This is a genomic window from Shewanella oncorhynchi, assembly GCF_030848765.1.
Classification (GTDB): domain Bacteria; phylum Pseudomonadota; class Gammaproteobacteria; order Enterobacterales; family Shewanellaceae; genus Shewanella; species Shewanella oncorhynchi.
Map to the genome: position 1 here is coordinate 1,566,540 of NZ_CP132914.1, position 26,073 is coordinate 1,592,612.

25 protein-coding genes and 1 tRNA gene are annotated in these 26,073 nt (G+C 41.2%); 9 read left to right on the forward strand and 17 right to left on the reverse strand.

From position 1 onward, the window contains the following. Window positions 1-83: 83 nt before the first annotated feature. Window positions 84-2,543 carry a 6-hydroxymethylpterin diphosphokinase MptE-like protein gene (locus RA178_RS07110; protein WP_306685020.1) on the reverse strand — a complete coding sequence of 820 codons (2,460 nt, stop codon included), beginning with the start codon at window positions 2,541-2,543 and terminating at the stop codon, window positions 84-86. A gap of 406 nt (window positions 2,544-2,949) precedes the next feature. Here RA178_RS07110 and pseB point away from each other — a divergent pair, with 406 nt between their 5' ends. Together pseB and pseC are read left to right on the forward strand one after the other, a co-directional pair. Next, the gene (gene pseB, locus RA178_RS07115; RefSeq protein WP_105251911.1) at window positions 2,950-3,951 is read left to right on the forward strand and encodes a UDP-N-acetylglucosamine 4,6-dehydratase (inverting); all 1,002 of its coding nucleotides are present in this window, start codon (window positions 2,950-2,952) and stop codon (window positions 3,949-3,951) included. After that, window positions 3,948-5,093 carry a UDP-4-amino-4,6-dideoxy-N-acetyl-beta-L-altrosamine transaminase gene (pseC, locus tag RA178_RS07120; RefSeq protein ID WP_306685021.1) on the forward strand — a complete coding sequence of 382 codons (1,146 nt, stop codon included), beginning with the start codon at window positions 3,948-3,950 and terminating at the stop codon, window positions 5,091-5,093. The genes pseB and pseC overlap by 4 nt, the downstream gene beginning before the upstream one ends. 7 nt (window positions 5,094-5,100) lie before the next feature. Here the strand turns inward: pseC and RA178_RS07125 are convergent, their stop codons facing one another. The 13 genes from RA178_RS07125 to RA178_RS07185 form a co-directional block, all read right to left on the reverse strand. Beyond that, the gene (locus tag RA178_RS07125) at window positions 5,101-5,691 is read right to left on the reverse strand and encodes a class I SAM-dependent methyltransferase (RefSeq protein ID WP_263184930.1); all 591 of its coding nucleotides are present in this window, start codon (window positions 5,689-5,691) and stop codon (window positions 5,101-5,103) included. Between the two features lie 2 nt (window positions 5,692-5,693). Further along, a complete protein-coding gene (locus RA178_RS07130; RefSeq protein ID WP_263184931.1) occupies window positions 5,694-6,803 on the reverse strand; it encodes an ATP-grasp domain-containing protein in 1,110 nt (369 codons plus the stop codon). Further along, window positions 6,790-8,520 carry a cytidylyltransferase domain-containing protein gene (locus RA178_RS07135; RefSeq protein ID WP_306685022.1) on the reverse strand — a complete coding sequence of 577 codons (1,731 nt, stop codon included), beginning with the start codon at window positions 8,518-8,520 and terminating at the stop codon, window positions 6,790-6,792. Before RA178_RS07135 ends, RA178_RS07130 begins: the two co-directional genes overlap by 14 nt. After that, window positions 8,517-10,451 (reverse strand): polysaccharide deacetylase family protein, encoded by a 1,935-nt coding sequence (locus RA178_RS07140; protein ID WP_105251916.1) that lies wholly within the window; start codon window positions 10,449-10,451, stop codon window positions 8,517-8,519. The genes RA178_RS07135 and RA178_RS07140 overlap by 4 nt, the downstream gene beginning before the upstream one ends. A gap of 9 nt (window positions 10,452-10,460) precedes the next feature. Then, window positions 10,461-11,687, reverse strand: a complete 1,227-nt coding sequence (locus RA178_RS07145) for an ATP-grasp domain-containing protein (RefSeq protein WP_306685023.1) — start codon at window positions 11,685-11,687, stop codon at window positions 10,461-10,463. Continuing rightward, window positions 11,677-12,870 carry a class I SAM-dependent methyltransferase gene (locus RA178_RS07150; RefSeq protein ID WP_306685024.1) on the reverse strand — a complete coding sequence of 398 codons (1,194 nt, stop codon included), beginning with the start codon at window positions 12,868-12,870 and terminating at the stop codon, window positions 11,677-11,679. The genes RA178_RS07145 and RA178_RS07150 overlap by 11 nt, the downstream gene beginning before the upstream one ends. 18 nt (window positions 12,871-12,888) lie before the next feature. Next, complete coding sequence (locus RA178_RS07155; RefSeq protein ID WP_105251919.1) at window positions 12,889-13,623, reverse strand: SDR family NAD(P)-dependent oxidoreductase; 735 nt, start codon at window positions 13,621-13,623, stop codon at window positions 12,889-12,891. Next, a complete protein-coding gene (locus RA178_RS07160) occupies window positions 13,616-15,361 on the reverse strand; it encodes a thiamine pyrophosphate-binding protein (RefSeq protein WP_306685025.1) in 1,746 nt (581 codons plus the stop codon). The genes RA178_RS07155 and RA178_RS07160 overlap by 8 nt, the downstream gene beginning before the upstream one ends. Continuing rightward, a complete protein-coding gene (locus RA178_RS07165) occupies window positions 15,361-16,233 on the reverse strand; it encodes an N-acetylneuraminate synthase family protein (RefSeq protein ID WP_263184936.1) in 873 nt (290 codons plus the stop codon). The genes RA178_RS07160 and RA178_RS07165 overlap by 1 nt, the downstream gene beginning before the upstream one ends. A 77-nt stretch (window positions 16,234-16,310) precedes the next feature. Continuing rightward, window positions 16,311-16,550 carry a hypothetical protein gene (locus tag RA178_RS07170; protein WP_105251922.1) on the reverse strand — a complete coding sequence of 80 codons (240 nt, stop codon included), beginning with the start codon at window positions 16,548-16,550 and terminating at the stop codon, window positions 16,311-16,313. After that, entirely contained in the window at window positions 16,547-17,875 is a 1,329-nt protein-coding gene (locus RA178_RS07175) for a motility associated factor glycosyltransferase family protein (protein WP_306685026.1), read from the reverse strand. The genes RA178_RS07170 and RA178_RS07175 overlap by 4 nt, the downstream gene beginning before the upstream one ends. A gap of 51 nt (window positions 17,876-17,926) precedes the next feature. Beyond that, a tRNA-Arg gene (locus RA178_RS07180) sits at window positions 17,927-18,002 on the reverse strand. Between the two features lie 55 nt (window positions 18,003-18,057). After that, on the reverse strand, window positions 18,058-19,224 hold the full coding sequence (locus RA178_RS07185; RefSeq protein ID WP_131523072.1) for a flagellar assembly protein FlgT: 1,167 nt from the start codon (window positions 19,222-19,224) through the stop codon (window positions 18,058-18,060). Between the two features lie 280 nt (window positions 19,225-19,504). Here RA178_RS07185 and RA178_RS07190 point away from each other — a divergent pair, with 280 nt between their 5' ends. Both RA178_RS07190 and RA178_RS07195 read left to right on the forward strand, forming a co-directional pair. After that, window positions 19,505-20,137 carry a FlgO family outer membrane protein gene (locus RA178_RS07190; protein ID WP_028761216.1) on the forward strand — a complete coding sequence of 211 codons (633 nt, stop codon included), beginning with the start codon at window positions 19,505-19,507 and terminating at the stop codon, window positions 20,135-20,137. Next, a complete protein-coding gene (locus tag RA178_RS07195; RefSeq protein ID WP_219253411.1) occupies window positions 20,134-20,583 on the forward strand; it encodes an LPP20 family lipoprotein in 450 nt (149 codons plus the stop codon). Before RA178_RS07190 ends, RA178_RS07195 begins: the two co-directional genes overlap by 4 nt. Window positions 20,584-20,710: 127 nt before the next feature. On the opposite strand, the gene RA178_RS07200 is transcribed toward RA178_RS07195, so the two are convergent. The 3 genes from RA178_RS07200 to flgA all read right to left on the reverse strand — a co-directional run bounded on the left by RA178_RS07200 (window position 20,711) and on the right by flgA (window position 22,245). Further along, a complete protein-coding gene (locus tag RA178_RS07200) occupies window positions 20,711-21,136 on the reverse strand; it encodes a flagella synthesis protein FlgN (protein ID WP_131523073.1) in 426 nt (141 codons plus the stop codon). Window positions 21,137-21,138: 2 nt separating this feature from the next. After that, on the reverse strand, window positions 21,139-21,462 hold the full coding sequence (gene flgM, locus RA178_RS07205) for a flagellar biosynthesis anti-sigma factor FlgM (protein WP_107948432.1): 324 nt from the start codon (window positions 21,460-21,462) through the stop codon (window positions 21,139-21,141). A 75-nt stretch (window positions 21,463-21,537) separates the two neighbouring features. Beyond that, window positions 21,538-22,245, reverse strand: coding sequence for a flagellar basal body P-ring formation chaperone FlgA (flgA, locus tag RA178_RS07210; RefSeq protein ID WP_028761212.1), 708 nt, complete (start codon window positions 22,243-22,245; stop codon window positions 21,538-21,540). A 205-nt stretch (window positions 22,246-22,450) separates the two neighbouring features. On the opposite strand from flgA, the gene RA178_RS07215 reads away from it, so the two are divergent. The 5 genes from RA178_RS07215 (at window position 22,451) to flgD (ending at window position 26,070) form a co-directional block, all read left to right on the forward strand. Further along, window positions 22,451-23,371 (forward strand): chemotaxis protein CheV, encoded by a 921-nt coding sequence (locus RA178_RS07215; RefSeq protein WP_028761211.1) that lies wholly within the window; start codon window positions 22,451-22,453, stop codon window positions 23,369-23,371. Window positions 23,372-23,471: 100 nt separating this feature from the next. Further along, window positions 23,472-24,311, forward strand: coding sequence for a CheR family methyltransferase (locus RA178_RS07220; protein ID WP_168824478.1), 840 nt, complete (start codon window positions 23,472-23,474; stop codon window positions 24,309-24,311). 143 nt (window positions 24,312-24,454) lie between these two features. Then, a complete protein-coding gene (gene flgB, locus RA178_RS07225; RefSeq protein ID WP_028761209.1) occupies window positions 24,455-24,856 on the forward strand; it encodes a flagellar basal body rod protein FlgB in 402 nt (133 codons plus the stop codon). A 2-nt stretch (window positions 24,857-24,858) separates the two neighbouring features. Next, window positions 24,859-25,275: a flagellar basal body rod protein FlgC gene (gene flgC / locus RA178_RS07230; protein WP_006085646.1), complete on the forward strand. Its 417-nt coding sequence runs from the start codon at window positions 24,859-24,861 to the stop codon at window positions 25,273-25,275. A gap of 24 nt (window positions 25,276-25,299) precedes the next feature. Further along, on the forward strand, window positions 25,300-26,070 hold the full coding sequence (gene flgD, locus RA178_RS07235; RefSeq protein WP_306685027.1) for a flagellar hook assembly protein FlgD: 771 nt from the start codon (window positions 25,300-25,302) through the stop codon (window positions 26,068-26,070). The last annotated feature ends 3 nt before the right edge of the window (window positions 26,071-26,073 follow it).

Consider the following 26,073-nt stretch of genomic DNA (forward strand, 5'->3'; position numbering starts at 1 on the left):
GAAACGAGGCTAATTATACGGTCTAGCGAGGTAATAGTGAAATCACCGAACACGAATATGCGAGTTCGGTGATCTTGAGCCTGTTATTGTGAGACGTTCATTAGTCTTGTGAGTTCAGATAAGTAATCACGTGCCACTTGATTATCGGGATCGGCATTAATTGCATTAGAAAATGCAGTATGCGAAGCTTCTATTTGATTGATTTCAAACATGAATAATCCAAGTTTTATCCATGTTTGTGTATCTGATGGATACTTCTCTAGGTAATCTAGGTAGACATTAACTGAGTCTTGAATCTTGCCTTGGAGTTTTAAAATATGCGCATACTGAGGCATGTACTCATCACTATAAGCCAAAATTTTGACTAGAGTTGCTGTTGCAAGCTCAAGGTTACTTAGTTTGAGCGCCAGTAAAATAATATGCTTTAACTCCATCTCAGTACAAAGTTCTTCAGGCAGAGCAAGTAAAGCATCTAATGCCTGCTGCGGCTGCTGTTCAAGGCTGAGTTGGAATGATAAGGCGAGGTGGTACAGCCTTTTAGCTTCATTGTCAGATTCAATTAAGGGGAATAAGTTTTGGACTGTAAGTGATAATCCATAACTATTTTCATTCGAGTTTAGTCCCATAATTTTTTTATAGACGCGTTCCATTCCAGAGGCTTTATTTAGCGTATCGATATAAGCTTTTCGTACTTGAGTGATATCTTCTTCAAATTTATCTTTTAATTGTGAAAAAATAAAATTTTCATGCGAGTCAGATAATGCAACTTTATGGTTTTTGCACCATAAGAAAACTCTACCAGGTTGATGATTTTCTAGCCAGACAGGGGCGAGTGGAGCTAATGAGCTAGAATCAATTTCTAATATTCTAAAAACTATTTTTTTGTAAGATTTTATTACTAGTTTAAGAATGTTATGGCAGGTCGTATTAAATGCATCATAGTAATTTATAGTCATTTTATTAATGTGTGATTGAGTCCAATTTTCTGTTTCTCTTGTAGTTAGAAACTTTGAAAACTCAAGATATCCATAGGTTTTAATTAATCTTGTTAGCTCTGGGTACTTTGAGTTTATACTTTTTTCAATCTTATTGACTTCATCAAGTATGACATCAGAGTTCAATGAGTTTAAATTGAGTTTTTTAGATAGCGCTAACGCTTTCTTTGTTAGCTTTAGTAGCTTGGTGAGATCGTCTTTAGCTTTTTTACATTCATCTAATGTTTGTTCTAAGTCAATTTTTTTATTTTGGGTGTCGCACTTTTCTAGGCAAGAAATTATTTTACTACCAAGTTCATCAAGAATAATATTTTTAGTAGAAATATGAGAAATGCCTTCGATTTTTGCAGCATTTTTTGACAAATTTATAAAGTCAACATTAGGATATTTTTTAGCCTCAGATGCTAGTGACTCCATCGCATGGACAAGCTGTATTGGAGTTTCAGCTTGGTAGCCTGCATAGGTTTCGACCCATTTATTATTATGTCCTAAATTAGGGCCTAGATTAGCTTCAACTGTTCCGTTTGCATGAGTGTATCCAGATCTTGAGTAACAATAATCAACACCACTTAATAGTATTTTTTTGAACCCCATCTCAACAGCTAGGCGAATCGAACTATTAGTAACTGTCGGCCCGACAGTAATGATGTTGTCGTGATCCTTTTTGCCACTCCATGGATATCGTTGACCTAGATATATACTTTGTCCTTGCCATTGTGAAAGTACTTTTGGACTAACGTGGTAAGAGTTTACTAGAAGTGTGTTTTCACTTAATGCAAAAATTTCTCGACTAACATCAAAGCTAAACTCTTGTGGATCAACGCAAGTGATAATATCAACTGAAATAGAGTGTTTAGCTAGCTTACCTGCAATACGCGACACTGCAATAATGAAAAGATTGTCACTGTTCTTTATTATCCAATCAATATGCTCATCAAGTGAGGGGCCGCCAGCAACGACCAAGCAAGTCTTCCCTTCAAATTTGTTTCTAAGAAGCTTTGCAGGTGTGTGATTGTCTGGGATATTCTCTAGTTGAGTCTGAAAGAATATTTTTTGGGTGAATAAAACCCTATGATTAAAATATTCATCTTGGACTTTGTTTTCTATTCTGCTAAATAGTGAGTTATAGGCTTCTAGGTGTTGGGATGTGACACCAAGAGAAGCATAAATCTCATACTCTCCTTTAGCGAGATATATTTTTATATCCTCTTGTTCTAACTGCTCTAGAAAATCAGTTTCATTTACTATCTTAAAGTTTTTTTGCTTAGCTGACGGGATATCTATAATTAATAATGGTAGCACTTCATCCAATTCGATAAATATAAATTTAGACCCTAAAGCGATTTCCTGTTCTAATGCATAACTTGCTAGCAGTCCTGAGTCCATTCCAATAATAATATTAAGCTTATCTTTAATCGAAAATGCCTTTTTAAACTTATTGTTATAAATTGTTTTTGAGTCAAGATTTTCAAAAGTATGGCGATTTATGCTAGGTAAATAGTATTCATTAAATCGACTTATTGCGAAACTATTCAATATTTTGTTCATTAGTTATACATTCCTATTGGTCGGCAAGTAAGTCAATACGAGCTCTTATCTTATATGCCAAGGCAAAAAATTGCTCAGATAGAAAACAGCAATAAATGCGCCATGTTATTTTTTTGACAGTTTATATTGACATTTAGCCCTCAGGTGTTGATTGACTAGTTAGAAAGGGCTGACTTGATGCAATAAAGTCGAAATTAGCCTATAAAATCATGTAAATTTTACGAGTAACTACCTATACTAATAGAGCTTTATAGGTGAGTAAACTACGTTCTAGTAATGATTTTATGCCATGTTGGCTTGTTTTTTGCTTTGATTTAATTGCTTTAGCAGTAAATCGTCAATTGTATAGGTTGCTACGGTTACATTATCAAGATGGAAAACTAAATTGAGCCACTGGGGAGGCCCTATGTTTGATAACAAAACAATTTTAATTACAGGTGGCACTGGGTCATTTGGGCAGAAATACACAAAAACAATTTTAGAAAGGTATAAGCCCAAACGGTTGATCATTTTTTCCAGAGATGAATTGAAGCAGTTTGAAATGCAGCAGATATTTAATGCTCCCTGTATGCGTTATTTCATTGGAGATGTGCGTGATGCCGACCGCTTAATGCAAGCATTGCAAGATGTCGATTATGTTATCCATGCAGCAGCATTAAAACAGGTACCTGCTGCAGAGTATAATCCTATGGAATGTATCAAGACAAACATTTATGGTGCAGAGAATGTTATTAAGGCCGCTATTGCTAATAAAGTAAAAAAGGTGATCGCCTTATCGACAGATAAAGCTGCGAGTCCAATTAATCTTTATGGTGCGACAAAGTTGGCTTCTGATAAGTTATTTGTTGCAGCCAATAACATCGTAGGTCCTGGGAAAACACGCTTTGCTGCCGTCAGATATGGAAATGTCGTAGGTTCTCGTGGTTCCGTCGTTCCTTATTTTAAGCAGTTGATTGCTAATGGTGCTTCATCTCTTCCTATTACCCATCCCGATATGACACGCTTTTGGATTACACTCCAAGATGGTGTTGATTTTGTTCTTAAAAATTTCTCTAGAATGCAAGGTGGAGAAATTTTTGTACCTAAGATCCCTTCAATACGAATTTCCGATTTAGCGGATGCTTATGGTAATGGATTACCACATGAGATCGTAGGTATTCGTCCTGGTGAAAAAATGCATGAAGTTATGTGTCCAGGTGATGATTCTCATCATACGATAGAATTCTATGATCATTTTGTTATCACACCATCAATTAAATTTTTTGGTCGTGAAAGTGATTTTACAGTTAATGCTTTAAATGAAGTTGGCACTTTAGTTAATTCTGGCTTCGAATATAACTCTGGTAGTAATGTTCATTTTTTAACAGTCGAAGAAATATTAAAACTAGATGAGGAGTCATGTTCATGATTCCATATGGAAGGCATGATATTGTTACCGATGATATTGCTGCCGTTGTTGAAGTATTACAATCCGATTTTTTAACTCAAGGTCCTAAAGTTCCTGAGTTTGAAAAGGCCATTTGTGGTTACACGGGAGCCGCATTCTCTGTTGTCGTTAATAGTGCAACTTCTGCTCTACATATTGCTTGCCTTGCCTTGGGTGTTGGTCCTGGAGATCTAGTATGGACATCGCCGATTACCTTTGTAGCATCGGCAAATTGCGCTTTGTATTGCGGTGCTGAAATTGACTTCGTCGATGTTGACTCAGAAACAGGTAACATGTGTCCTGTTGCCCTTGCCAATAAATTACGTAATGCTGAGCGTTTGCCTAAAGTTATTATTCCTGTTCATTTAGCAGGCCATAGCTGCGATATGCAAGCAATTGGCGATTTAGCTAAGCAGTATGCTGTGAGTGTTTTAGAGGATGCTTCCCATGCTATAGGAGGAAGCTATCAAGACCAGAAGATAGGCGCATGTCAGAATTCCGATATTTGTGTATTTAGTTTTCATCCGGTAAAAATAATCACGAGTGCAGAGGGAGGAGTTGTGACTACTCAACAATCCGACTTAGCTAAACGTATGGTTCAACTTCGTAGCCATGGGATTGTTAGAGATCATACTGTTATGCTTAGGCCGAATGAAGGTGACTGGTATTATGAACAGCATGAGTTGGGGTTTAACTATCGCATGACCGAGTTACAGGCAGCGCTCGGCGTGTCGCAAATGAAGCGACTCGATGCCTTTGTTTTGAAAAGAAATGAATTAGCAGCACTGTATCGTAAACAACTCATAGGCCTACCTTTTAGTTGGGTAGAGCCTTTACCTAATACTCAAAGTGCTAGACATCTACAAATTATCCGCCTACATGATACCTCTGCAAGAAAGCAGATATTCAATGATATGCGAGCTGCAGGTATACAAGTACATGTGCACTATTTTCCTGTACACCTTCAGCCATTTTATCTTCAAAAAGGTTTCCAACGAGGAGATTTTCCATCTGCGGAGCACTTTTATGAGCAGATTTTGAGCTTGCCCTTATACCCTGGACTAGAACTCGATGAACTGAACTTAGTGATAACCCAACTCAAGCTTCAGTTATCAAAGCAATGATAGTTTTTTATTTACGTGCAGTTAACCAGTAATAAGACTCGATTCTGCCATCAGTAAAGTTTTCATCAGTGACTTTCCCGATGGATTGAATGGTTAATCCTACACGCTCAATTAACTGACGTATCTCATTATCATCGTAATAGCTCTTCACTGTATCAACAGTTTTTCTGCGCTCTTCTTTTGCATTGAAAGAAATGATTAGACTTGCACCTGACTTAAGAACATGGCTAATTGCCTGAAGAGTAAATTCAGGTTGCTTCAAATAATGCATCAGCCCCCAACAAAGAATCATATCAAAGTGTTGGGCCGAGAAGGGGGTTAACACATCCGGTACCGAACCACATAAAAGTTGTTGTTGCGGTAATTGATAGCGAGATTTAACTATTTCAAGTGCTGCCTCACTTTGATCGGCGCCATACACTTGCCGAAATCCCAGCTCCAACAATGCTCTGATGTTACGTCCTTCGCCACATCCAAGATCTAAAAGTCGTGCATCTGGTTTTAGGTCCAGTCTAGAAACCTGTCTTATGACATTAATATCCGGCCAAACCAAAGGTTTTTTTGCTCTGACTTCCCGATAATGTGTTTCCCAGCTCATTCTTAAGCTCCTGTATTAAATGAGAATGCTCTTCCAGTTGTGTTTGATAAAAATGCATTTAATTGCCATTGATACGTGAATGAGAGTATCAAGCAGCCGTCGATCTCTGCACATTCTTGGTATCCCGAATCTGGTAATTTGATGTTGTATTGTTCAAGTTTTTGCTTAAATAGCAGTAGCATGGGAACTGTTTGTTTTATCGACTCTGGGGATTTTCCGAGAGCGAGATGAATGTTGTTTTCAAATACATCATAGCCATTGCTCATCATTGGAATGAAGATGTCATTGACTTTGTCGCCACCAATTTCCGCATGAACTTCATAGATTTTACATTGTTCGTCAATCGGATTGAATTTCATTGCCGTTTGAAAAAAACCATGTTGAATTGCCAAAGCATTTCTCATACATGAAAACTGGCTTTGTGCCACTTCGTTTAAGTTTTGTGAGACGGTATACCAACCTATTCCGTCAAAGCTAGGCGGTCCGTTTGATATTTCGCCTATGGTACATAGGTGCAATATCTGACTGTTATAAACGAAGTCTATTGAGACAATGTCCTGACCAAGCAAGTACTCTTCAATATTTACCGAGCCATCTAAGGATACTGAGACCGCATTTGAGTAAGCTTGCTCTAAATCTATGCTTGAATTACATAAACTCATTGCTGCGTGAGATTTTACAGTATTGGCAGGTTTTACAAAGACAGGGTAATCAATAGGATTATGAATATCGAATATTCTTGGTGCAGCAATATCATGTAGTCTGAGCGCGTGTAATAATTTTTGTTTGTGGGTGAAAATTTCACTATTGTCTATATCTAGTCCAGGGAGTTTAAAATATTTAGCAATCATTGCGCAGCTAACCACTGGCTTGCCTGTTGATCTCGTTAGCACTGCGATTAATTTGATATTTTCTGCAATAATGGCGTCAATGATCTGTGTCGCGTCATAGGTACTGACATTGATAAACAGATCTGAAATCATCTTTCCTGGCGCTTGAGCATTGGCATCACAAGATACGACTTTCCAGCCCATTTCTTTAATTTTTAGGATCAGAGGAACTTGATTCTGCCCAGCTCCAACGCTGAGAATATATCCATCACAGCTTGACATGAGCATCCTCGATTAAACGGCTAACTAACTGACACAACTTGTTTCCCCCCTCTATTTCAAGGGAGTGCTGGTCAGCATTATTTAGACATCGCTCTCGAAACATTTGGCTTTCCGATGTAAATAGCGCTTGAATACCTTGGGTTATGGTTTCTCGTGAGCGACTAATGAGACAACATTCTGCTTTCTCTAGCGCATCAAGTTCTTGTGGCTCGCAGAGTGAGTCGGTTGGGAGTAGCAGTGTGAGTGATCCAGATGCAATCGCCTCAAACAGAGAAATGCCATAGCAGCAAATAACAATTTCTGACTTTGACATTAGCTCGGGTAAGTTTTCAGGGTTAATGACATGAGCCCATCTTTCTTGGTTAGGTAGTTTCGGGTTGTCTGCATAGGGCCCCTGTACCCAAGTTATTTTATAAGTGGTTGGGACCTGTGTTTCTATTATTGCCGGTAACCAAGAGCCATATTGCAATGCATCGCTGCCGCCAGTGGTGATCAGGACCTGCTTTTCCTTGGGCACTATTTTCTGCGGTGTGAACAGGTAATGCGACCAGCCGTATGTTGTTTTATCTGAAGCTGACTGACAAAAAAATGCAGGTACAAATATGGCATCCACTAAGAAATTGATATCAGCATCGGTTTTGTCGATGGCTAGCAGTTTAGTGTTTGCTGATTTTGCCTTGGTAAGGGCTGAATTTAAAAGAACCTTGTCTATGTAATGTGGATGAATGTCTACTATCCAGAGTGCGGTGCTATTTTCCAGCATTTGGGAAAGCGCCGATTGTTCGTTTTTGTACCATATTGCAGTACTTTGCAGCCAAGTTAAGTCGGTGCGTTTGTCACCAACTATATGTAGAGTGACTCCTAACGATAAATGTTCTTGCAGTAAGTTAGCGATAAAAGCACTTCTTTTGAGATGTCCCATACCGATATCTTTCCCAGCATGACAGAGTATATGTGCCTTTTTATAGTGCGTATCTGGACGTTTTTGTTGTACGTGATTATTCAGAGCTCGAAGTTCAGGATCCGCCAGAAGCTGCGACTGAACCCATTTCAAGTTCACAATAGAATCGCTAGTATTCTCTTGGAACCAACGCTGGTATATTTTCTCCATGAAAAGGTAGTCGGCATGGGTATCGACTGAGATCCTATGTTTTATCGCTGAAAAATCATCACTGTCGGTGATGTTGAGTTTTTCTAATACGGGTATCAGTTTATCAGCATAACCAACATGTTCACGAGACATGTCACTTTGACTCGCCACTAACAGTTTCTTCCAGCCCGTGAAGCTGTAAAATGCCATACCTTCGTGAATACTCATTATTCCCTCAGTAAGAACAATACTGTCTTTGATTGGATGGCGTTTTAATTCTTTGATCGCATGATCGATAAAATCTGGATCGACTAGGGGGCAATCGCCGCAGATGTAGACAATATATTGAGGTTGAAATGTATTTATGACTGCATCTAAGCGCCCCATGAGATCATTGACATCACCTTCGAAAGTAAAACAGTTTACATTTTGATCTTGCGACCAATTCACCAGTGGGCGGTTGTAATCATCTGCCGTGGTAGCAAGTATGATGTCATCGATTTCCTTGCAGCGGGTTAACCTACACCATAGCCGCTCAATCATAGGCTTACCGGCTAGGTGCAACAGATGCTTTCCTGGTAGACGGCTAGAATTTAATCGAGCACCAACTATGGCAATGGTCTTCATTTGTGGGTCTCACATTGGAGTGAACATGGACTTATACTGTATTCAAAACTTGGCAAGTAACCATCTTCCTTAAGCGTTTCATCGGCTTCAATGAGTGAAAACCATAACCTATTAAGGTAGTTGTCATTAATTTTTTGGCTAGAAATCATAGGTAATGCTGCACAGTGTGCGGGATCCCATTTAAGTTTTACGCCAGAAGGCCCTGAACCGAAACGCACTTCTCCAGCCGTAGCGCCAAGTGCACTGGTAGCAGAGACAATTGATGATACTGGATTACCATGATTAAAATCATTTTTGGCCTGAAAGGTTTCCAAGGTATCGCTACCTAAGTGAGTTTGGTACCAGTTTCTTTGGCTGCAATCGAGTAATGTGACATACCCAAGCCGCAGTGATGCTTCAGGCCGAGTATGGTTATCAAAAGTGAAACCACAGGTTAGGTTTTCGCCACTTAATCTATACCATTTGCTTAATCCACCTGAGCGTAATGATTGATGACTGAGTATAAGTAAGTCATTGGCAGTATTTAAAATCTGATACTCAACTTTATTGAGGTCCGTAACTCTGTCTCTATGTCTGAATCTTTCCATTAATAAGTGGTTACTAAAAAAATCAACGCCATAGCTGATGTGGTCAAAGTAGCCATGTGAGAGTGTGCCTAAAATGGGTGTGAATCCCTGTGATATAAAACTCAACTTTTCTATGCACAATCCTCTGTTTGCGTTGAGTATTAGATGGATTTCTGGTGTTTGTATGCTGAGTTTTCGTCTTGCTTCGTCAAATTCAATTTGGACATTATCTGGGATGATATTTGTCTGCTGTGTATTTTGGCTGATTAAAGTCGATGGTTTAAATATTGGCTTTTGAACTGCCAACGCCTCAAATCGTTTTTGGGTTAAATGAGTTCGCAGATCGCTGGCCCATCGTCGGCACAACTGCCGCCATTGATGATCGGTTGCTGTGTCTTTATTCAGTTTTTGGAAGTCAGCAAAACATTCACTGTTGAGTTGTAAGTCATTGCGCCCACTTAATGCCCAACGATTAATGTTATATTTTGCTTGTTTCTTTACTGAGACGGGATGTTCGGCATTCGTCAGTGTTAACGCAGGAGATGGACGCCATAATGTCATTACGTCACATGGAGGGCTCCATAAAAATCTTGCATCGCTATTTAATGTTTTAAATAGTAGGTCAATTCGTTGCCACTCTTTATCTGCTTGAACTGCTTCTGTGTTGTAACGTCCTGGGCGGTAATCGAACACTTCCGCATCACTGCCATAGAGAGGAAAAGCAAGGCATCCAGGTTGTATAACTTTATTGAGGTATTGCAGATAGTCTTCGAGTAATAATTCCCCATGTACATAGCGCTGAAACTTTTGGAAGGCGATTGCATGGTTCCAGATAACCTTAATTTCGTTACCTAATGCGGTAACTAGGGACTGGGGACGTTTCAATAAATCAGTATGCCAATTAGGATTATGTGAATAGGGGTTATCCCATTCCACAACAACAGCATCAAAGCCAACTTCAAGGTAAATATCCAGTAGCCCTGCAGAAACAGCTTGTTCATTAAGATAAGCGATTGTTGGTTTGTAACCTAGAATACGGTTGTAGGATACTTGCCCAAGTCGAAGATTATGACGATTAACATCGGCAGGTACTAGTGGGCCTATGATCTGGCTGTCGCCACTCGCAATAAGTTCACAACGATTTTCATTCAGTAACGTTTTGAAGCACTTAATCCAATCGGGGTCTACAGATTGAATTGCTTCAAGCGTGTATGCTGTCATCTCCAATCCGAGCGGAATCCCATTTTCGATCAGTTGCAGCAAAGGCCAATAGCATCGCTGTACTACTTCAAGATGTGATTCTTTCTCTATGGATGAGAATGCCAGATTCATATGAAAAATAGCGTAAATTTTTACTGGCGTCATGCCGATATCCTATTCATACGTCACTTTGACAAGTGATAGTGCAGCTTGAGCTAGCTCAATGGCCTCATGCTTGCTGGTTGCTGTGGTAATGACAAAACCGCTTCGTTGAGTATGATTTGACAGCGGAGCTATGATGGAACCCGGAGTAATGAATATTTTGAGTAACTGAACTCCAGGTGCTTTAGAAGCAACATCATGATTGAAAATAGATTTGACTTTACCTTCAGGAAGATCCAAATAACGTATGGCTACCGCCTGTTGTTTCGAGGGTGTGACTTCTTCAACCGATAGACTTTGTCCAAGAGCGAGTTTGATGGCTTTTTCGACAAAGTTTACCCCACACGCTAGTGGAATTTGAGTGGTTGAAAAATAGCCACCTGAGAGGCGGCCAGCTATCTCGATCACCTTAGGACCAGTATCGGTAAATACCATGTCGCCTTTTGCGACTCCGGAACAGATCCCCAAGGCTAACGCTGCTTGCTCGACACATGAAATGACTGCAGAGCGAACACTTTCATTTGATGCTGTTGGAGCATCGCCACCATTTTCTATGATGAATGGCTTAGTGCGTTCAAGCCACTCATAGTTACGGTCGGCAAAGCCTAAGGTATAAAATTGGCTATTGTCGACTAGGGTTTCGGTACTAAATTGAGGACCTTCGAGATATTCTTCAAGCATCACACGGCCAGTTGGTGATTCATGATGGGCGAGTGTCCATGCTGCATCAAGTTGTGATGTCTGCTCAATGAGTTGCACTCCTCGAGCGCCTCGACTGTCTACGGGTTTGATCACCAAAGGGAAGCCAATCTCATTGGCGCATACATGAAGTGTGGCTTTATTTACCACTGCGCAAAAACGAGGAATAGGGATGCCCATTTTTTGTAGTTGTTGTTTCATCGCGAGCTTGTCCGAGACCCAGAATGCGGACTCGAGTGATAATCCCGCTAGTCCTAGAGCATTACAGACGGTTGCTACGCTTAACGGTACATCGGCACACATAGCTATAACGCCATCCACTCGAACACCAGAAGTTATCAGTGCCAGAGTCTTAGTCAGTATGGCATTTCCATCATAGGTGCTTGCAATAATGGCCCAATCTGCCATAGCTAAACCTGGTGCAGCCGGATTACCGTCGGCAATAATGAGCTTAAGACCCATAGTTTTGGCAATTTTTATGCCTTCACAGGCTTCAATGCCTGCCCCTATGATAAGCAGGTGTTTATCTTTATTTGGCATTAGCGTGCTCTTTATTGTCAATGCTATGCAGCTTTAAGGTTTCGACACCTTTATCCCTAAGCCACGACAAGGCATTAAAAATTTCCTTTTCTGATGCATAGGAGGAAATCAAAACAGTGTCCCCTTCCTGCCAATTGATATTTACAGGGTCTTGGCAGATCCACTCACCTTGTTTGATCCCCCATTTTAGGGATGAAGTATCTGTCAGACCGTCGATTTGACAATGTTGGAGTAGGTTAGTATTGGCTACCAGTTGACAGGTGTGGATCCCTGCGCCCCAAAGAAATATGCGTTTGTATTGCTGCAATTTGTCCAGCACTTTGTCTAAGCAGCCTTGCCAATAGTTGACTTCTTTTTGACGGTAGTTAATGAGCCGTTGACGATTAACTTCAACATCTGCATGGAAATCAACATAGTGATGTTGCTCTTTTGTACTGGCGAGTACTCCAATGATAGGTGACAAGTTACTATTAAAATGCTCCACAACGGAGATTGGTGAGTATCCAGCTAGCCGTAGGCTCTGTATTAGGTTTTCTTTAGTGTAATAATTGATGTGTTCAAAGGAAAAAAATCCTGGGCACAGGCTCGTGTGATTAGCCATTAGAGGTACTTCAACGTAGATAAATTTTTCGCCCTCAGAGTCCTGAATTTTACGGCATTTCTTCAATGTGTTCTGTGGATGGTAAAGGTGCTCGAGTACATGGGTAAGGATAATCAGCTCGAAAGATTCTTCTGTTTCAAAACTTTCAGCACTACCATGAATACAGTCAATATTGTAAAGTCGATTTGCAAGTGAAACAGAGGCAGTCCCAGGTTCTACGCCCAAAACTCGCGTTACACCAGCATCTCTAAATTGCGACAAAGTGTAGCCGTCTGAGCTGCCAATTTGCATTGCTGATTTTGGCAATTCACCGATGCCTCGTTTTATAAAGCGGATCTGTTCATCAACATCTCTGATTTTCGACTCACTTGGGCGTTCTTTACGACCTGGATTGGTGTATACCGCTATTGAACTATAAAAGGTCATCATTTCGTCAAAAGAAACCGATGGACTCTGGCTAACCGATCCGCAATCTGGACAAATAGAAAAACCGATTTTTGTTGTTCCAAGGCCTGGTAATACCCAATCTGAGCTGAAAATGTTTTCTGTATCAGCGCCGCATAAAAAACAGTTTCTGATCATCGTCTATCCTAATATCAACTAGCTAAAATACATGCCGCCATTAGCATTGAGCGTTTGCCCGCAAAGATAACTGCTGTCATCGGAAGCAAGAAATAATGCGATAGCGTTTATATCGCTAGTATGGCCCAGTCGTTTAGCCGGAATTGCTGCCACTTTTTGTTTACCCAGTTCAGATGCTAACTCATTACGTGTCATTTCTGTTTCAACTAGGCCGATTGATATAGCATTACAATTTATGCCGTCGGCGGAATATATTTTAGCAATAGACTTAGTTAAGTTGAGTAAACCGGCTTTTGCCGCAGCATAATGAACTTGGTTAAATCCTCCCCATTGTCCGCCAATAGAACTAATGTTGATGATCTTTCCCCATGTATTTGCTTGCATTGCTGGAATACAGGCTTGAGTTAGCAGAAATGGTCCACGTAAATTAGTATTGAGCATCGCTTCAAAATCGTTAGCTGTGATTTCTAAGTAAGGCTTTTCCTGCGCAATAGCCCCATTATTTATAAGAATATCAATAGTACGCGAAAAATGATGTTCAATTGCGTTAACACAGGTACTTATACTGTCAGGAATAGACTGATCTAGATAAAATGCATACACATTTGGACCTAGTTCCTCTGCTAACTTAGTTGCTGCATTTGCATTATGGCAATATGTCATTGCGACTAAATAATCATTGGCGGCAAAACTACGCGCTAATTCAGCACCGATACCACGACTCCCACCTGTTATGAGCACGAGCTTAGTCATGGTTCTGGCCCCTTGGCTTGCCTTGAGCATCAAAATATGGCCACATCTTATCTGTGGCTTGTCCACCAAGTAGCATAGGTAAAATATCGTGTTGAGGATTTATCTCTACATGGAGTAAAACCGCCCCTTTGGCTTCGATAAATGCGGTGAGCGCTTGTTCTAGTTCAGCTTCTTCGGAGCAATGGATAGCTTGAATACCGTAACCTTGGGCTATGAGGGCAAAATTGGGCGAATGTTTATTGCCGCATGCAGTATCGGTTTCCCAATTCATCAGTTGAAACTGGGAAACAAGTCCTAATCTATGGTTATCGACAACAAGAATTTTAATATTAAGTCCTAATTCACTGATGACGTCTAACTCTTGGATATTCATCTGAAACGAACCATCCCCAGCAATGCAGAGAATTGTAGACTCAGGAGCGTGAATAGCTGCACCGATAGCAGTAGGGAGATCATACCCCATAGTGCCATGTCCTGCAGAAGTCAAAAGTTTGCGCTGCGGTAGTGCAAATCTGAAGTGTCTAGCAACCCAGTGTTGGTGTGCACCTACTCCAGTTGTGACTAAAGTACTTTCGGGTAACTTGTCACTGAGTTTTTTGAGTAGTTTATCTGGTGCAATACCTGGATATTCTGGATATGGCCAACTAAATTGGTCACGCCATTGCGTGATAGTGTTATTCCATTCAGAAAGTTCTGGAACTGATAATTTGTGTTGATTCTTTAATAAAGTATCGAAAAACTCAGTAAGTCCAGAATGAACTGCTGCATGGTGTGTAATGCGGCTGTGGGCTAATTCACCTTCATCAATATCAACTCTGAAAATTTTTGCATTTGCTGCAAAATCCGCTTTAAGCGTACCCGTTTGGCGGACATCCAATCGAGATCCTAAAACCAGTAATAAATCGGATTCTGCAATGGCTTTGCCTGCAATTTGGCTACCGGTATGACCATGAAAGCCTAAACAGCCATTATCATCAGTGGGTAGAACTCCGATACCCAAAAGACTATGACTGATAGCCGCTGGCCAATGGATTCTCAGTTTATGCAATGCTTCTACTAATGCAGGAGTCGTCATGCCATTACCGCAAATAATGACTGGCCTTTGCGAAGTATTTATTGCTTCAATTAGGGTATCAACAAATACATCAAGTTCTGCTGTATTGGTTTTCGCTAATGCAGCTGTAATCAGCTTGATTGGCTCTGTAACTGCGGTGCGTTGCACATCCATTGGTAAATCAATGGAAACGGGGCCTTTTCTGCCTTCTAAAGCGAGAGCCCATGCCTGTGGAAGGATTTCGTATAATTCCACAATATTTTGGGGTTGAAACTGTGCTTTAGTGATCGGCTTCATTAGGGCTGGGGTATCGACCTCTTGGAATCCTGATTGACGAACAGACTTGCTTCCGGTGAGATCTCCCGTACCGACTTGTCCGGTGAACACCAGCATAGGTATGCCATCAAAATAGGCATCAGCGACAGGGGTTAGCACATTCGTTACGCCTGGCCCCGATGTCACTGCAACAATACCGGGTAACTGCGTTAATTTCCCCTGAGCTAAAGCTGCGTAACCTGCTCCTTGTTCATTACGAGATGTATAAACGGCAACACCAAATCGTTTGCATGCATCGAGGAGGGGAGCGATTGTTCCTCCTGGATAGTTATGGAGTGCATAAATACCCTGATGTGCCAAAAATTCGATAACAGCATCTGCTGCCACTGTGATGGGGGACAAACTCATTATTCTGATACTCCAAATTTCTCTCTTTGATGCCGCAATGGACGTAATCCATCAAGGGGATCCGCTCGCCATTCTCTATCTGAGGCTTCACTAGCAACAAATTGTTTTTCTGGTTTGCCATCAATCACATTGGCTAATTTTATACCTTGGATTACGGGTGCTATCTGTTGTGGCAGCCAACAATGTCCTGAAGCATATTCATCGCCTTTTTCATCTAAATCTAAATGAAACTCTATGACATCGGCTCGCCATTTGTGTACAGCTCGGTTAAGTACCGCACTAGAGACAGTATGATCAGACCAGCCAACGTTAACTTGATAGCGGTTTCTAAAGCTTTCTAATACCGCAAGATTACATTCATTCTCAGGAGTTGGGTATGCCGATACACAATGAAGCAAGGTGATGTCTTTCGCGCCATTTTCTTTTAGCGTGAGTACCGCTTGATCTATCTCTTCTAAAGTAGCCATGCCAGTTGAAAGAACAACAGGTAATCCCGTTTTTGCACAGGCTACTAGTAGATCCGTCCATAACAATTCGTAGGAGGCAATCTTATAAAAATCGACATAGGGTTCAAGTTCTGCCACTGCATCTAAGTAGAATGGTGTACAAGAAAACTGAATGCCATATTTATCACAACTTTGTTTTAATTCAGGCAAAAAACTGACTGGGAGCTCCCAATCTTTGCGCTTTCGATGTGTTTCACTTTTAGCCAGAATCTCGGGAGCGAAAAGTTGCTCTATTTGGAAAAGCTGAAACTTTACGGCATCGCAACCAATGTCTGCAGCAGTTTTGATAAACTCAATGCAGCGCTGTAAATCTCTATGATGGTTGCTGGAGACTTCAGCGATAAAAATAGGTGAATGTGTAGTCATAGTTACTCGCAAATGGCTCGGTATAGTCTATTAACGGCAAGTCTCTGGGAAGCTTGATGCCTGATGCTCTTGCTTTATCAGACTAGTTCTATTAGTTCATACTCTAAATAATCGGCAAGGCTTAACCAATCGTGTTGCTCTTGTGCCTGAAGCATAGCAGGCAATATTTGCTGAAAAGTCGAATTAAGGACAAGTTCTGGGCAGTTTTTTTCTATTTTATCAAGACATAACCGTAACTCTACTGAAGCCTTTGCTTCTTGACCGAGTCTAAATAAACCTGCCGTTTGCCGCAGTGAATCTTGTAGACTTAAGCTCATAATATGAGGTCCTTATACTGAGAACCGCGAATTTTAGCGCCTGATAAACTCGCTTGGTAAAACTTTACTTCTGGATGTTTAGCGATATAGCGTTCCAAGTGTCTGAGATATGCTCTTAGGTTTAGATCCGTGGCTATCCGCTGACCTTTGCCATTGATCAACCAGTGTTTCGCTTCCTTCACTTTCTGAATAACCGCATTAACCCATATTTGTTCTTTTATATCGTTTTGACCAAATTTGTGATCATTCCAGAACGCATGACTCTTGTTATTGCAATAACAAAAATCACACCCTAATAGGGTAATTTCTTTTGCCTTTAATTTGATCGCTAAATCAATTGCCGGATGAATGACGCTTCCACTCGTGAACAGTCTTAGTTTGGGATATCGAGAGGCGAGCTTGTCATATATTTTACTGCCTCCATAGGCAATAAATCTTTGGCCTAACCAAGCATTAAGTACCATTGGATCAACTCGGGGAAAATAAACAAGATTGATGTTATGAGTCGAGGCTAGCGGTAAATGGTATTCGCCTATTAACCCGTCAATGCAGATCACAATATCTGGTTTTATATTATTGTGAAGTAAACCACGTAATGCAGTATCGGCCGCAATGATCAGTGGTCTATGGGAACTTGAACTAATTTGTTGCAGATAATCATAATGCTCTTCTAAAGAAGGACCCGAGCCAATTACGATAGCCTTATAACTACTATGACTATTTATTAAGCTCGCGGCATCAGGATCGTGAGTAATATAGAGTTGGTTATCCTCGAAGCGTTTTAATATTGCAGGATCATCAGATTGATGTCGCTGATTAGAGAACTCACGATTGAGCTCCATGACTAATAAGTCTCTGAGAGTCGCATTTTCATCACTGACAAGGGTGAGATCTGGTGTAATTGCAATATTTGGAAAATTTAACTTTGCGCTTGGAAGCGCAGTCAAATTAATGTTCGGATGCTTTAACCATTCGCTTTGATCTGTGTAACTGATGAGGAGGGCAAAAACGCTGAGGTTTAAAATGCAAACATCAATTGAAAGATACTGTGGATTATCGATAAGTAAACTTGGTACATCTCCCATACCGACACCGTAGACGGTTACGTGAGTTGCATCTGCAGGTAATGTACTGATAAAGAGCCGTGCTTCGGCGATGCGGTCATGACGACTACTGAGCTGAATACCATTAACACTAATAGTTTGATTACGACCGTTGATAAGGTGAGCATCTAATTCATTGATGGTTTGGTTTTTAATCGCAGCAGCTACGATAGGCCAACGCTTAACGATAATATTGAGATTAGACGCAAATAGCTCGGTCATTCCGCTTCTCCGGAAGATTTCTAGGAGTTTGATATCACCAAGGTCACTATCTGGTCTCTCCACAGGGACTCGAACCCCGATCGGCCGCTTAGGAGGCGGCTGCTCTATCCTGTTGAGCTATGAAGAGACGACAGTGATTATACTGGTTTTATCTTTGATTAAAAGGCTTATGATTTAGTTGCTTAAATCTTAAGCGCTATGTCGTTTATCTGTACATTGTAGGCGGCATTTTGGTCTACAAGTACTGCGGTGGCGCTTTCTTCGCTTACTTGCTCAATTTTTACCGTTGCACGACTTTTGGTCGCGACGGCGCGCATTTCATTGAGTCTATCGGGTAAGTTTTGTTGTAATACTACTTGGAATTTATCACCGACACGAATGCCATGTTTGCGGCCTAGATTTAATATAATCCTGTCTGCTTGTCGGCTAACGACTTGGCCAAGTAATGGCCTGCAATTAAGTGTGCTGTCTAAATCTCGGGTAGCTTGCAATATTAATTGAGTAATACTTTTTCCATAGGAGGAACGCCAGAATCTATTACTGTTGGGAGCAATGATAGCCTGTTCTTCAAATTCCCATGGGGCCGATGTGCTGTAGCTTTTGCTCCAGACCTCTTCGCCACTGATCCCATGATAGAGGCTGAGTTTGAATTGAAATTGCCTTAGCGGAGCTTCATCCCAAAATCCTAAGAAGGTGGGTTGTACAGGCTCTATCGATATATCAATGATCTGCGGTTGAAGAATATATTGGCTGTCGGTAATTTCACTGAGCCAGCTTGGGAGTCGATAACCGCGAATATCCACTAGGTCTTGTTCAATATCGAGTCGCTCGTTAGCATGGATGTGACTAAAGCCAGTTGAAGAGTAATCTTCTATAGTGTTCCCTAACGCCTCTGAAATGACCTCTTCAAAGCCTGAAAGTTGTCCATATCTAAGCTGAGAACGATCTTTTATTTGTGTTTGAGGTATTAAAATAGCGGCCTTTAATTGGCCATTAGGACACTGTTGTGTTGGATCATCATTTAGATCGAGGCGTAGGGATACATATATTTTATTTCCCTGAATTTGCTCGCTTACGAGTTGGATGTTTATGGCTTGGGCGTTGCGATTTATCGCAAAGTTATTTTGTGTGAGGTTACCATTAGAGGTTTGTTGCTCGCTGGATATTTGAATACCTGTGCTTAAAGTCGCATAGCTAACAGCTTGATTAATTGCTTCTTCCCTTGCTTGAGCTGTATTACCATTGATAATAGTTGCTTCTCCGCTGGCTTCTATCCATTCGGCTCTGGTGGGCAAAGAAAGTAGTAAAAGGCTCAAAATGATGAGCGAAGCTGAACCTGGTATGTGCATCAATTCAATCCTTATCGCTAAGCTAATGGCGATATTACCAATCGAGCCAGTTTTCTGACTCTTAATCTAATATGTCAATAAAGCAAATTTCGTGCCTGAGTATGAGAACTTTTGATAAAGTTTCCATTGTTACAGTCGATATACTGCGTAATAGAAGAATATTGTCGGACTGAGGTTAATATTGGTCCAAAGATTGCTGGTTTTTGTTACTCATTAAAAATTTGAAGCTTAGAAAGTGAGTCACTTGACTGCCAATGCACCCATAGATGAGGTAAATCCAATGCTAAAGCGTGTGATTATTCCCTTAACATTGATAATGTTAGGTGGATGTGTAGCTAAACCGGTTACACCGCCCAAACCGAGTTTAGTGGATGGCAATGGGTTGCCGCCAACGGCAGTGATTAACCATTTAGCACAGCGAATAGTGACTGAGCTCGTTAAGCAAAATGATGCTCTGCGTTCTGATCAACCTATCGTAGTTGCAACACCTGTATTAGTGGGTGATTTGAATGGCACTAATGCGTTAGCGCAACAGTTACAGCAAGGATTAATGACATCGCTCCATAGCTTTCAGTTTAATGTGGTGGATTTAAACTTAGCTGATGGCTTGAGAGTCACATCTGACGGGGATTTTATTTTGACGCGAGATTGGCAAAAATTGTCGAAAGATCTTCCTGTTGAGCATCTTGTCGTTTCGACTATGAGCGTAGTAACCAATGGTATGGCGATCAATACTCGGATTGTGAACATTAGTAACAATCGCGTGGTATCGGCATCTCAAACTTTTGTGACTCAAAAAGAGTTGGCAAACTACATGCAGCCTTCGGAGCAAATTGTGTCACAAAATGGCATCTTATATCGTCAGGCGAGTCCAGGTATGAATGAAGTGCGTGTTTTAGGAGATGGAAAATGAAACGCTACCTTTTAGTTATTGTGGCGCTAATGCTAACTGGCTGCGCTGCTAAAGATAGATATGTGCAATGGGAAGATGTGCCGCCGCCGAGTTTTCCTAAGTTAACGGCTATAGGATATGCGCCGTTAGCGACTCAACCGGCTAAAGAGCAATCACAAAGAGTGTTGATGGCTATGCAGGCATCAAAAATTGTGGCTTATCGTGAATTAGCGGAACAAGTTTATGGGCAGAAAATAACGGCAAACAGCAGTGTCAGTGATTGGATGTTGACGGACGATAATGTCAAAGCGTCAGTTTCTGGTGTGATCCGCGGTGCACGAGTCGTTAAGAGTTATCCAGCAGGCGAGCATTATGTCACTGAGTTAGAACTTGATTTTTCACAGGTTTGGGCGCTTTATCAACAACAGAGCCGTCCACAACGAGTGAAGGAAGTGACGTATTTCTAGCGTTATTGAATGTATGTTCAACAGCATGTATTGAGCCGCGTATTTACGCGGCTTTTCTTTTTGTACAAGACATTAATATCTAATCAGAGCTTAGAAAAGGGAATGCTAAGTGGGAGTGATGCGCTTGTTAGGCCTTTAAATCATTGCCTAAACTTGAGATAGTCGAGGTCTTGCCTTTATCGTTATAGGTGAGGCTGGAGGCGTTTCTGCTGGCTTGTAAAGCTTGAGCAAAGCGATTTAAACTCGCTAAATTCATCTCAATTAAACTGGCATTTTGTTCGTTTAATTCTTTGCATTCAGTCAATGCGTCTTTGATCTCGGCCATTTTATGCACGAGTTCGACTTGCTGAGTGAGTAGCGATTTATCACTGTGTTTTGCCAGAATATCATCATTAGTCTTTAGTTCTTTCAGACATTGCGATTTTTCGTTAGCAAGGGAAAGCAGTAAATCGGCGTTTTGGTCAACCAAAGCGCCTTTTTCCTTGAGTATGATTTGCTTAAGAACAGCCAAATGGGCGTGTTGTAGATCTACCAGTTTAGCTATTTCAGTCATAGTTACTCTTTATTTAAGTCATTAAGTTCGGCTTCAAAACTTGCAATATTGGCAGCCAACTTTTCAGGGTCAATTTTATAGCGACCTTCGGCAATAGCTTGTTTGATTTCTGCTACTTTCTTTTGATCAACTTCAGGAAGGCTAGCCATTTTAGTCTGAGCTCCTTGAAGTTGTTGTGCCTGAGCCGTAATGACCACTGAGTCGCTTCTCTGTGGTGTTGTTGATTTTGTTGCAACTTGAGCAGATTGATCGCTGCTCGTTTTCGTTGCGCCTGAACGAACTTGCGCAGTCGTTGCAGTGTTGAGTTTGCTAATATCAATTGCCATTTTAGGCTCCAGCGTCGTGTGTACGGGATTTCTTAACTGGGGTATCGGCAGCTTACAAAAAAGCTTTAGATTATTTTACATTCTTACTTCAACTTCGCCAATGCCTGTGACTATAGCATCTAGTTCTTTGTTTGAACTGCTATTTTTGACTCTGATCCGATCACCTTTATTGCCATCTTGTAGGGCTTCGCCCACTGTTTTGAGCTCGAATGAGCCAGAACGAACGTAGATAGATACCGAATCATTTTTACAAACGAAGCATAAGTTGTTGCTTAATATGGGATTATCTTTTGCTACTCGTCGTTTTACTCGCACGCCAGCCAATTTACTCGGATCATCGAATTCGGCACCTCTCAAGCTATTTTGTTCAATGTAACGGACTTCTACTTGACTAGGAGAGATGAGTTCGCCTGGTGCTAAGATTTCGGTTGAGACAACAACGGGGAATAAGATATCCACCCGAACCGAGATATAGATTTGCCAAGGGTAAGCTAAGTCTTGCGTATCACAGCTGACTTTTAAGGTGTTATTACGGCTAATTTCCCTATCGCTAGCCAGTTCAACTTTCATTGGAGACGAACATTGTGACGGCAGCATTCTTGCGTCAACCATCTGTGGCGAAATATTTACTTTGGCATTTTCTGGAACAGATATTTTTTCTGAAATAAGCGCTTTAGCTAATTCTGAGATTGCCGATACGGTGGGGACAATAGGCTCTGCACTCGCAAAAGCGGGCATGAAGAGGGTGAAAAGACTAAAAAAACAGACTAAATTTACTTTCATAATGAAGAGACTAGCTTGTAACGCCAGAATGCACCTATACTTTTATTAAGTTCGAAGCTGACCACTGTAATAATAATTTGCATCACTGTCAGAAGATTGACTCAGTTTCGACTATGTTTATCGATAGATAAGACGTAAGCAATTAATATGCCTATACTCAACTGAGTTATAGGGCCGAACATAAACAGAACAACAAGGCAGAGTTATGTCGAGTATTCTTGATTCAGTCAACAAACGAACCCAGCTCGTTGGACAAAACCGTTTAGAATTGCTGCTTTTTAAATTAAACGGTCGTCAACGGTTTGGGATTAACGTGTTTAAGGTGAAAGAAGTACTGCAGTGTCCACCACTGACCACTTTGCCTAAACTTAATCCTTATGTGAAGGGTGTTGCTCATATTCGTGGAACAACCATTTCAGTGATTGATTTGAGTGCGGCAACAGGGGGAAAACCTTTAGCGAGCACTGAAAACTGTTTCATCATTATTTCTGAATATAACCGCAGCGTTCAAGGCTTCTTGGTCAGTTCTGTTGAGCGGATCATCAACATGAATTGGGAAGCGATTATGCCTCCGCCGCAAGGTGCTGGCCGTTATTCTTATCTGACAGCTGTGACTGAAATTGAAGGTGAATTAGTTGAAATTCTCGATGTGGAAAAAATCTTAGATGAGATTTCACCGGTTAAAACAGCTATCAGTGAAGAAGCCAATGAAAAACTGACCCTCGACAGAACTCAGCATTATCATATTATGGTTATTGATGATTCTGCCGTGGCGCGTAAACAAATTATTCGTTCACTCGAGTCATTGAATTTACAAATTGATACCGCAAAAGATGGTCGCGAAGCATTAGACAAGCTTAAAGAGATCGCCAAAGAGATGGATAATGTGGCCGATGAGATCCCCCTCATTATCTCTGATATTGAGATGCCTGAAATGGATGGCTACACCCTGACCGCTGAAATCCGAGATGATCCTAAGCTTAAGCATATTAAAGTGGTACTGCACACATCGTTAAGTGGTGTATTCAATCAGGCAATGGTTCAAAAAGTGGGGGCTAATGACTTTATCGCTAAGTTTAATCCCGACGAATTGGCCGCTGCTGTGAATAAGCATTTAAGTTTGTAATTGCTGTAGGTTAGTACCTAGATACGCTTTACGCTATAATCTCGACTTTATAACATGATGGTTTCGCACTGATTTTGGTGCTTGCTATAGGATTTAGGATGTGAATGTGCCAAATAAATCACTCGCTGAGGCTGAATATAATCAATTTAGGTTGTTCTTAGAGCAACACAGCGGCATCGTACTGGGTGAAAATAAGCAATATCTTGTGCGCAGTCGTCTTGCTCCTTTGATGGGCAAATATAACCTGCCATCCTTATCTGATGTGGTTAAGCATTCGATGAAGCCTACTGAGCGTGCGCTCAGAGCTGAAGTGATCGATGCTATGACGACCAATGAAACCCTTTGGTTCCGTGATCGTTATCCATTTGAGTTGTTGAATAATGTCCTACTACCAGAATACAGTCGTCTGGGGCGTCCGCTTAAAATTTGGTCTGCGGCTTGCTCGTCAGGCCAAGAGCCATACTCATTGGCTATGACTATTCTTGAGTATCAACAGAAGAAGCCTGGTGCCTTGGCTGGTAGTGCTTCGATTCAAGCAACGGATTTATCTCCTTCCATGTTGGAACGCTGTAAAAATGCCGAGTACGATAGTTTGGCATTAGCGCGTGGTTTATCTGAAGAACGTAAGCGTCAGTTTTTTGATGCATTACCTTCTGGCAATATGAAGTTAAAGGATAATGTGAAGCGGTTGGTGAACTTTAGAGCGCATAATTTGCTTGAGAGTTATAGTCTGCTTGGCAAGTTCGACATTATCTTTTGCCGCAATGTGCTGATTTATTTTGCACCAGAGGCAAAGGCAAAAATTTTGCGGCAATTCGCTGCCGCTCTCAATCCCAAAGGGATTTTATTTCTCGGTGCATCAGAATCTATCGCTGGTTTAACGGACGAGTTTGATATGGTTCGTTGTAACCCTGGCATTTATTACCAGAAAAAGACTTAACTCAGCCGCTCTAAAGAAAATTACCGACAATTGTCGGTAATTTTTTACCCATCACTTGCTCATCCTTGTTGTTATTCTCAAAATTTTCCTGATGTTGGCACATGAATTGCTTTATTTTCGTGAGAACACGAGGAGGCAATTTTATGGCGATCAATTTTGATAATGCACTGGGTGTGCATCAATACACTCTTGGTATTAGAGCGCAGCGGGCTGAAGTCATTTCAAGCAATATCGCTAACGCAGATACGCCACATTACAAAGCCCGCGATGTTGATTTTTCTGCGGCAATGCAGGCCGCTCGAGGCCAACAGCAGCGAAATAGTCTTGAAATGCAAGAGCCAGATAAGCATTTTGGGCTTGCGGAGTTGACTGGGCAATTTGTTAAGTTCCGTGTGCCAAATCAACCCGATACCGGTGATGGTAATACTGTTGATATCCAACAGGAACAATCGGCATTCATGCAAAATGCACTTGAATATCAAATGTCGCTAGGTTTTTTAGACAGTAAGTTTAGTGGCATGAAGAAAGCGTTGAGAGGGGATTAATCATGAGTTTATTTAGCATATTTGATGTTGCTGGCTCGGGAATGTCTGCTCAATCGGTCAGGCTAAACACCACCGCGAGCAACATAGCCAACGCGGATTCCGTCTCGAGTAGTGTAGATAAGACCTATCGTTCTCGTCATCCCATTTTTGAAGCCGAAATGGCTAAAGCCCAAAGTCAGCAACAAGCTTCTCAAGGCGTTGCAGTAAAAGGCATTGTAGAAAGTGATAAACCACTACTGAAAGAATATTCGCCCGATCATCCAATGGCGGATGCGGACGGCTTTATTTATAAACCGAATGTTAATGTCATGGAAGAAATGGCAGATATGATTTCTGCTTCGCGCTCATATCAAATGAATGTTCAAGTCGCTGAAGCAGCTAAGTCTATGCTGCAACAAACACTTGGGATGGGTAAATAACATGTGTTACTTAGGAGGTAAGCTGTGAGCCTCATTAATCAAATTAACCAAGCGTCGGCGCAGACGGCTCAAAATAAGAGTCAGTCAAATGCCGTTACGACGAATTCATCAACCAGCTCAACGGGTAATCCGTTTCTTGACGGTATCCGTCTGCCAAAAGATTCGATAGTACCGGAAGCAAAAAGCCAGCAGTTAACTCAAGATGACTTTTTCTCGTTATTAAGCCAACAGTTATCGATGCAAGATCCCTTTAAGCCCGTCGACAACGACCAAATGATTGCGCAGATGGCATCATTCTCGACGGTTGATGGTATTACTAAGTTGAATAAGGAAATCGTTAATTTAAACGGTGTTATGACATCAAGCCAAGCATTACAGGCATCAGGACTTGTTGGTCGCAAGGTGTTGATCCCAACTGATACAGGTAACATTTCAGCTGAAAGCCCAACAATAAAAGGTGTGATTAGCACGCCAGCTAAAATTCCTGAAGTTACTGTACGTGTTGAGGATGAGAAAGGCCAAGTTGTGACCACCTTTAAAGTTGATGGCAGTAAGGGGGGCAATGTCGATGTTAACTGGGATGGCCTCGATAAAGATGGAAACCCTGTAACCGCAGGTAACTATACGATCAAGGCGAGTGGTTTAATGGATGGGAAATCCCAAGAATTGCCAGTCTCGACCTATGCTCATGTGACCAGCGTTTCTCTCGGTACGGCCAGTACTGGCGCGATTCTTAACTTGAGAGGCGGTATGGGCATCAAGTTAACCGATGTGTTAGCTGTGTCTGAAACCTAAGTT